Raw genomic sequence first — 8,180 nt, 5'->3', positions numbered from 1 at the left:
GTGGCGGCGTAGCGCCAAGCTCAAGCAGGGAAAATATCGGCCGCTGCGGCCCTTCGCAGGAGCTTAACGGGTTTTATATTCCGTTTTCTGAGGGGACCCCTGGTATGGCCCGCCGCCGCCGGTCTTTGCGTATCATCCTTACTTCGTCTGGTGGCGCGCGCGGGTGGCGCCATGGTATCAGGTTCATCACCCCGGCTGGTGGATGCGCCATCATGCCTTTCTGGCCCATTACCGAATCTGGCGCTCGCGGGTGATTCCCTTGTACAGAGGGCGGCCTTTTTATCACGGGGCCATGCATCCGGTTCTGCGGCCCAGGGGCCAGGTGATGCTACGCAGAGGGCCGCGCCCCTATCACCCCTATGCGGTCCATCCCTTGCGGCGCCAGCGCATCATTCGCCACCGGATCGCTCGCGGCATCCATCCTCATCCGTTCGTTTCTTCGCCGCGAGTGAGACCTGCTGTTCGCCCGGTTCCACAACGAAGGATGCGTTAATTTCGGGTGACAGGGCCAGATCTGGTAATCCGGGTGGCACCAGCGATGGAACGTCCGGCGGCGCTCCTGACCGAATGCGCCGCGCAAGCCGCCGCCACATCAGCGGTGCCAAGCGCAAGGATAACAGCCGCTGAATAAAAAACCCGCCCAAAGGGCGGGATAAGAGGACCTGCGGAAGAATTTCGTATATCAGCCCCAGGTATATTGAACCCCGGTAGACACAGCGAACTGGCTGGTCTGGCTACTGGTGCTTAATTGCGTAAATTACAGATAGTATTTCGAAGCTGAGAGCCATGTGCCTCACGTTTGCGCCATCGAAAGGGGGTTGCCGCGGGGTTGTAGGCGGCCACGAAGTCTTCGATGGCCTGACGCAGCGCCGATATGTTTTTGAAACTGGCACCGCGCAAGGCTTTGCGTGATAAGATACCAAACCAGATTTCGACCTGATTGAGCCAATTGGCGGAGGTCGGAGTGAAGTAAAAATGAACAGATGGATGCAGAGCCAGCCATGCGTCACATTTCTTGTGGGTACAGTAGTTATCCAGAATCACATGTAACTCCTTGTCGGGTGCGGTTTCCGCGACGATGGCGTCCATGAATCCAAGGAAGTCCACGCGGCGCTTGGTTTCTGTGATCCGCGATGTAACTTTGCCAGTCGCCACCTGTAGGGCAACAAACAGATTGAGCGTGCCATGGCGCTTATACGTACTCTTAAAGCCACGAACGATCTTGCCGTTGTCCGTCTCGACATATCCCGTCGTACGCTCCAGCGCCTGGATGCTGGGCTTCTCATCAATGCTGATGACCAAGGCGTTCTCGGGTGGATTCAGATATAACCCCACGATGTCGGCCGCTTTGGTGGCAAATTCCTTGTCGGTGCTGATGCACCAGGACCGCTGACGTTGCAGGCAGATGCCTTCCCTGCGCATTACACGCCATACCGCATGCACCGAACCCTCAACCGCCGTGGCAACAGCAGGACCATCCCACACCGCCTGGCCTGCGGGTGGCGGTTGCTCAAGCGTTGCCAGCACCCGCAACCGGAAATCTTCGCCATACACCTTTCGGGCGCCTGGCCGGGCTTCATCCTCCAATCCTGGCAGACCTTGATCGACAAATCGATCTCGCCACTTGATGACCGTGTTCGGTCGCGTCCGGTAGCTGCTCGCGACATCTTGCACACGCATGCCATCCAGGCATCCAAGAATCATTCTGGCGCGTTCAACCGTTCGCGCGGCTTCCGTCCTGCTCGCTGCGCGACGTTCCAGCTCTGCTCGTACTTCTACCGAGCACGTAATCTTCGGGGCAACTCTTGGCATAGCGCTAAGAGTATTTAATATCGTCTAATTACGCAAGTAAGCACTAGCAGCGATGCAGGGCGGCGATTAGCGGACACGACACATTGCCTTGATGCACATGGCACTCACTGACCAAGTTGGATAAGGCCGCCTCAATTCGATCCAGGTCAGCCAGTTTGGCGCGCACGTCGGCCAGCCGCAGGACGGCAAGTTCGGACGCCTCGCTGCAATGGGTGCCATCCTCCAGCTTCAACAGCTCGCCGATATCGTCGAGGCTGAAGCCCAAGCGCTGGGCCGACTTCACGAATTTCACCCGCGCCACGTCCGAGCTGCCGTAGCGTCGGACGCTGCCGTAGGGGCGATCCGGTTCGACCAGCAAGCACTTGCGCTGATAGAAGCGGATCGTCTCGACATTGACCCCGGCGGCCTTGGCAAAAGCGCCGATGGTTAGGTTCTCCAGATGGCTTTCCATTTCGCTTGACTCCGTACATGACTACGGAAATAAAGTTATCCCATCAAGCGCCATCGCGAAAGGGGAACCTCATGTCGGAGTCGCAAATCAGACGCGGAGCACTCGTCGTCAGTGGGTTGTCCGCCATCCTCGCGTCGACCTGTTGCCTGGGGCCGTTGATCCTGGTTGTCCTGGGCATCAGCGGGGCTTGGATTGGCAATCTAACCTTACTGGAGCCTTACCGGCCGATCTTCATCGGCGCGGCGCTCGTGGCCCTGTTCTTCGCCTGGCGGCGCATCTTCCGGCCGGTGCCCGCATGCAAGCCGGGTGAGGTCTGCGGGATACCACAGGTTCGCGTCACCTACAAGCTGATTTTTTTGGTCGTGGTCGCCCTTGTGTTGGTCGCGCTTGGTTTTCCCTACGTGTTGCCTTTCTTCTATTGATCAGGAGGTTACTATGAAAAAGTTGCTTGCCGCCCTTGCGCTCATCGCCGTCACAGCTCCGGCATGGGCCGCGACACAAACCGTCACGCTGTCGATCCCGGGCATGACCTGCGGCGCCTGCCCAATCACCGTGCGCACCGCGCTTGACCGGGTGCCTGGCGTGGAAAAGGTCGTCATCGACGAAGCGCAAAAGCTCGTCACGGTCAGCTACGACGACAGCAAGACCGATGCCCAAGCTCTGACCAAAGCGACCAAGGACGCGGGCTATCCGTCCAGCGTCAAGCACTGAATCGGGAGCCGTGCCATGAAACCGATTGCGCGTATCGCCGATAAAGCCGGGGTATTGGGCACCCTCGTTTCTGCGATGGGCTGCGCCATGTACTTTCCCGCACTCGCCAGCCTGGGCGCGGCCTGGCTGCGTGGCACCCCTTGGATGCGGCCCTTGGTCTACACGGGGATCGCCTTGATGGCCGTCGTGTCGGTCTGGGATTTGGTATCTCCTGCCAACCGCCGCTGCGGACCAGATAGCTGCGAATTGCCCGCGAAAAACGGCTAACTCACTTGGCCACAACGCATTGAAAGGAATGACTTCATGACACAGTTACAGATCGCCGGCATGACCTGCGACTCCTGCGCGGCCCATGTCAAGGATGCGCTGGAAAACGTCCCCGGCGTGCAATCGGCCGACGTGTCCTATGCCAAGGGCAGCGCCCAGCTATCCATCGCAGACGGAACCGAGCCCAATGCCCTCATTGCGGCTGTCACCGGACTGGGCTATCGCGCGGCGCTCGCCGATGCGTCGAGCGCGCCGCCCAAGGGCACACGGCTTGACCGCTTGCGCGATTGGGGCGGTGGCGACAAGAACAGCCACGACAGCGGCTTGCATATCGCCGTCATCGGCAGCGGCGGGGCCGCGATGGCGGCGGCGCTGAAAGCCGTCGAGCGAGGCGCACGCGTGACGTTGATCGAACGCGGCACCATCGGCGGCACCTGCGTCAATATCGGCTGCGTGCCGTCGAAAATCGTGATCCGCGCTGCCCACATTGCCCACCTGCGCCGGGAAAGTCCGTTCGACGCCGGCCTGCCGCCCGCGCTGCCGGCCGTCCTGCGCGACAAGCTGCTCACGCAGCAGCAGACGCGCGTCGATGAGCTGCGCCACGCCAAGTACGAAAGCATCCTGGACGGCAACCCGGGCATTACCGTGCTGCCCGGCGAAGCCCGCTTCAAGGACGGCCACAGCCTAACCGTGCGACTGAACGATGGCGGCGAGCGTGCCGTCACGTTCGACCGCTGTCTGATCGCCACCGGGGCGAGCGCGGCGGTGCCGCCGGTCCCTGGCCTCAAGGACACGCCCTACTGGACGTCGACCGAGGCATTGGTCAGCGACGCCATCCCCGAACGCCTGGCGGTGATCGGCTCCTCGGTGGTGGCGGTCGAGTTGGCGCAAGCGTTCGCCCGGCTCGGGGCCAAAGTCACGATCCTGGCGCGCAGCACGCTGTTCTTCCGCGAAGATCCTGCCATCGGCGAGGCTGTGACGGCGGCCTTCCGCGCCGAGGGCATCGAGGTGCTGGAGCACACGCAGGCAAGCCGGGTTGCACATGGGGATGGCGAGTTTGTGTTGATGACCAACCAGGGCGAACTGCGCGCCGATCGGCTGCTGGTGGCCACTGGCCGCACCCCCAACACACGCAGCCTTAACCTCGAAGCGGCCGGGGTGGCGGTGAACGAACAGGGGGCCATCAAGATCGACCCCGGCATGCGCACCAGTGCCTCGGACATCTACGCCGCCGGCGACTGCACCAACCAACCGCAGTTCGTTTATGTGGCGGCGGCCGCCGGCACCCGTGCGGCGATCAACATGACCGACGGCGACGCGGCGCTGGACTTGACGGCCATGCCGGCGGTGGCGTTCACCGACCCGCAGGTCGCCACCGTGGGCCTCTCCGAGCAGGAGGCGCACCACGCCGGTATCGAGACCGACAGCCGCACGCTCACGTTGGACAACGTGCCACGCGCCTTGGCTAACTTCGATACGCGCGGCTTCATCAAGCTGGTGATCGAGGAAGGCAGCCGCCGTTTGATCGGCGTGCAGGCGGTCGCCCCGGAAGCGGGCGAACTGATCCAGGCGGCGGCGCTTGCCATCCGCGCGCGCATGACGGCGCAGGAGCTGGCCGACCAGTTGTTCCCCTACCTGACGATGGTCGAAGGCTTGAAGCTCGCGGCGCAGACTTTCAGCAAAGACGTGAAGCAACTGTCCTGCTGCGCGGGGTAGCAGAGGCAAGGAAGGAGGCGGTGGTGGTCGGAAGTCGGGGGCCAAGGAAGGTCGGCGGCTCGCCTTTCAGGCGGGTCGCTATGCCCACGCCCGACAGTTCAAGCGCATGCGGCGCAGCATCAAGCGACAACGCACCATTGTGGGCCGCCTGTGCCGGGAGTTGGAGCGCAAGGCCAACGCCCTGGGCATGGCGGTACGGCAGGCCCTGTCCGACACGCTGGACAAGGCCACCCGTATTCAGGCCCAAAGTGCCCAGCGCAAAAGGATTCCTGGGCAGCCCAAGCTGTATGCCTGGCACGCCCCGAGGTGGAATGCATCAACAAGGGCAAGGCCCGGCAGCCCTATGAGTTCGGGGTCAAGGTGAGTATTGCCAGTACCCACCAGGGCACCTTGATCGTCGGTGCCCGCGCCTTTCCGGGCAACCCCTACGATGGCCACACCCTCCACGAGCAACTCGACCAGACCACGATCCTGATGCAGGACCAGGGGATCCAGCCGGAGCGGGTCTTTGTCGACCTGGGCTACCGGGGCGTCGATGCCGACAATCCCGACGTACGCATCATCCACCGGGGCAAAGCCCGAAGGATCACCCCCCAGGAGAAGCACGCGCTACGCCGCCGACAAGCCATTGAACCCCTCATCGGCCACCTCAAAGCCGATCACCGGATGGTCCGCTGTCCCCTTAAGGGATCCCTGGGCGATTGCCTGCACGCCGTCCTCTGCGCCGCAGGCTACAACATCCGCTGGCTGCTGCGGATGATCGCCCAGAAGGGCATTCCCTTTTTGTCCGCCATTTTTTGCGCCCTACGCTGGCTGTTGGAATGGACCTTCAGCCCCATGGCCGTGGCCATCACCGCGTCGGTGTTCGGCAATGACGCGCCACCCCGAATTGGCCGATGTAGCCTCGCGTAGGCGAAAATGAATACTTCAGGGGCGACTATCAATACTACTGCTGCCACCCATTGAAAAGCTCACACTAGATCCCCAAATTTCGGGGGGTAGTAAACGAGGACCAATTTATCAAGAGGAGACCGATCATGAACCGGGAAAAGACTGTCAGCAATCAACTCGTGCGTGTTGCCGATCCCGTCGAGCAGATCCTTGATACTATGCTTCCTGGGTTTTTCCGCCCCATGCAGGGTAGTGCTATGGCGCTACAACCTAATGTTGCGCATATCGACGTCATCGACCGCAGCAACGAGATTGTGGTCAAAGCGGAGGTAGCCGGGGTCGATAAGGATAAGCTGGACATCCAAATTCATGGTAACCAATTGTATATCAGTGGAACCAAGGAAGAGGACAGTAGCAAGGAAGAAGAAAATTACATCTACCGTGAGCGGCGTTATGGGGAGTTTACTCGTACCATACACTTGCCGGTGGACGTCGATGCTAATCAGGTTAAGGCCGCTTACAAAGATGGTATATTGGAATTGATCCTGCCTAAGGCAGAGTCGGCCAAACGTCGGAAAATTACCGTCGAGTAAATAGGCAATGGAGAGGGGGTTCGATCCTTTTTGAATGCGCGCTCGGCGTGGGCGCACACTTGTAGGTGGAATCTTCCCGTAAGTTGATCGAGATGAGCGAAGCGTAACTCCGTGACGCACATTACGGTGGCTACGGGTCGCATTGAGAATACCCTCTTCTCCCTACTAGTTCGCGCGAATTTCTATACGAAACTTTTGCATTGGTATGCAATCAAAATTTGTGAGAAAAGTATGATAGGAGATTAATTGCGATGAAATCGTTCACAAAGAAACGCCTCATCACCACCTTACTTGCTTCTGGCCTATTATTGGCTGATACCAGTATTGCCTATGCCACTTTGCAGAACACGACTGCTGCGCACACGCCCGTACAGGTCATGGTAAAAGAAGCTCGACTGCCCGGTGGATTCGTACGCATCGAGACCGTTCGTTGGACTGGCGCACCCGGCCGGATACAACAACAGGTAAAACACCTTTCTCCGACGCAGGCTGCCGCCTTATGGAATCACTCAATGCAGCAATTTCAGGCGATACAAACTGCCCTGTCAGAGCAGATGATGCAGGCACAGACGCTGTTGTCTGCCGCATTTTCGCAACCGTTTGGAAGTCTACCTCCCACAATGAATGTGGCAGAGGATACCCTGTTGTTTGCAGTTGCACCTTTCTGGCTCCAAACATCACCGCCTGCGCAAATCTCGCCAGCACAGAGGGGTGCACCGTGGATACCACAAGGAACAATCCCGGTTCGTGACGTTGTCCACCCAGGAGCGCACCCCAAAGTTCCCGTTTGATTTGACCTCCATTTGACGCTCCCAAGAGAGGCGTCTTTTTGCAAATAATTGGGTATGCCTATGAACCATTTTTCAGAAAAACACCTAGACAAAGACTTGAGCGGTTAGAAATGCTAATGCCAATTAATTGGCCAATCTTGACAAAACTATAACTGCCGCTTAAGTGTGCACAAATAATTTTATTTTTTTCAATATAAATTCTTGAAAATAAAGATGGTGATAAAATGAAATTATCTAAAAATAAATCAAACATAAAACAAAACACATATTTTTTAGGAGAACTTCGTGAACAATGGAACTGCTTAACTTACTATGAGAGATTTGAGCAAATAATCTCAATTTTTCTATCTTTTTTATTGATATTGGTTATTCTTGTTACCATTTTCAATTTGAGCAAAGAGGTCTTCATAATAACTTTTAATGCCATTTTAAACAGCATATCTATCGGCCAAATAAGAAACTTTTTTGGTGATATTTTAACCCTACTAATCGCAATGGAATTCAACCATACGATCTTTCACTCTATTAAAAACAAAGGACAGATAGTTCGAGTAAAAACTGTAGTTCTTGTTGCAATCCTTGCAATTTCCCGCCAGTTTATTGTTTTGGACGTGCAACCGACATCTCCATTTCTGCTCATTGCATTTGCCATCTCGATACTCTTTCTGGGTATCGTTTACCATCTTATGGACAAGCGCGATCACCACAGCCACCATACGCTACCAGACAACGAGAAGTTATAGTGGATCCCATTTCCTAGAAACAATAACTAACAAACTGAATTTTTCCGGTCTTCTGGAGAAGATAGGGGCAGCCGCCTCAGAAAACGGAATTTAAAGTACGTTAACAGGCTGCGGAAAAACCCTGCAATAAAATCTGCGAGGCACCTGATTTTCTCGAAAAACGCGGCCTGAAGGCACTTCTAGACGGCTTTTGTGCAGTTTTTCT

11 protein-coding genes are annotated in these 8,180 nt (G+C 57.3%); 9 read left to right on the top strand and 2 right to left on the bottom strand.

Features of this window, described 5'->3' with window-relative positions; all coding sequences use genetic code 11:
* Nucleotides 1-744 precede the first annotated feature (744 nt).
* Nucleotides 745-1,812 (bottom strand): IS630 family transposase, encoded by a 1,068-nt coding sequence (locus AB4090_RS14550; protein ID WP_369574606.1) that lies wholly within the window; start codon nt 1,810-1,812, stop codon nt 745-747.
* Nucleotides 1,813-1,855: 43 nt separating this feature from the next.
* Nucleotides 1,856-2,263 (bottom strand): Hg(II)-responsive transcriptional regulator, encoded by a 408-nt coding sequence (gene merR, locus AB4090_RS14545; protein ID WP_369574605.1) that lies wholly within the window; start codon nt 2,261-2,263, stop codon nt 1,856-1,858.
* A gap of 71 nt (nt 2,264-2,334) precedes the next feature.
* Here merR and merT point away from each other — a divergent pair, with 71 nt between their 5' ends.
* From merT to AB4090_RS14500, 9 genes are all read left to right on the top strand, one after another.
* Nucleotides 2,335-2,685 (top strand): mercuric ion transporter MerT, encoded by a 351-nt coding sequence (gene merT, locus AB4090_RS14540; protein WP_369574604.1) that lies wholly within the window; start codon nt 2,335-2,337, stop codon nt 2,683-2,685.
* A 13-nt stretch (nt 2,686-2,698) separates the two neighbouring features.
* Nucleotides 2,699-2,974 carry a mercury resistance system periplasmic binding protein MerP gene (merP, locus tag AB4090_RS14535; protein ID WP_369574603.1) on the top strand — a complete coding sequence of 92 codons (276 nt, stop codon included), beginning with the start codon at nt 2,699-2,701 and terminating at the stop codon, nt 2,972-2,974.
* Nucleotides 2,975-2,989: 15 nt separating this feature from the next.
* Nucleotides 2,990-3,241, top strand: coding sequence for a hypothetical protein (locus tag AB4090_RS14530; RefSeq protein WP_369574602.1), 252 nt, complete (start codon nt 2,990-2,992; stop codon nt 3,239-3,241).
* A 36-nt stretch (nt 3,242-3,277) separates the two neighbouring features.
* Nucleotides 3,278-4,957, top strand: coding sequence for a mercury(II) reductase (gene merA, locus AB4090_RS14525; protein WP_369574601.1), 1,680 nt, complete (start codon nt 3,278-3,280; stop codon nt 4,955-4,957).
* 106 nt (nt 4,958-5,063) lie between these two features.
* Nucleotides 5,064-5,321, top strand: a complete 258-nt coding sequence (locus AB4090_RS14520) for a hypothetical protein (protein ID WP_369574600.1) — start codon at nt 5,064-5,066, stop codon at nt 5,319-5,321.
* Complete coding sequence (locus AB4090_RS14515; protein WP_369574599.1) at nt 5,318-5,869, top strand: hypothetical protein; 552 nt, start codon at nt 5,318-5,320, stop codon at nt 5,867-5,869. The genes AB4090_RS14520 and AB4090_RS14515 overlap by 4 nt, the downstream gene beginning before the upstream one ends.
* A gap of 125 nt (nt 5,870-5,994) precedes the next feature.
* Nucleotides 5,995-6,441, top strand: coding sequence for an Hsp20/alpha crystallin family protein (locus tag AB4090_RS14510; protein ID WP_369574598.1), 447 nt, complete (start codon nt 5,995-5,997; stop codon nt 6,439-6,441).
* 251 nt (nt 6,442-6,692) lie between these two features.
* Complete coding sequence (locus AB4090_RS14505) at nt 6,693-7,232, top strand: hypothetical protein (protein ID WP_369574597.1); 540 nt, start codon at nt 6,693-6,695, stop codon at nt 7,230-7,232.
* Between the two features lie 224 nt (nt 7,233-7,456).
* The gene (locus tag AB4090_RS14500) at nt 7,457-7,975 is read left to right on the top strand and encodes a phosphate-starvation-inducible PsiE family protein (protein WP_369574596.1); all 519 of its coding nucleotides are present in this window, start codon (nt 7,457-7,459) and stop codon (nt 7,973-7,975) included.
* Nucleotides 7,976-8,180 lie beyond the last annotated feature (205 nt).

The sequence above is a fragment of the Acidithiobacillus sp. IBUN Pt1247-S3 genome (assembly GCF_041146875.1).
Taxonomy (GTDB): domain Bacteria; phylum Pseudomonadota; class Gammaproteobacteria; order Acidithiobacillales; family Acidithiobacillaceae; genus Igneacidithiobacillus.
Note: the sequence above shows the minus strand (reverse complement) of the source record. Positions and strands in the feature narration are given on the sequence as shown.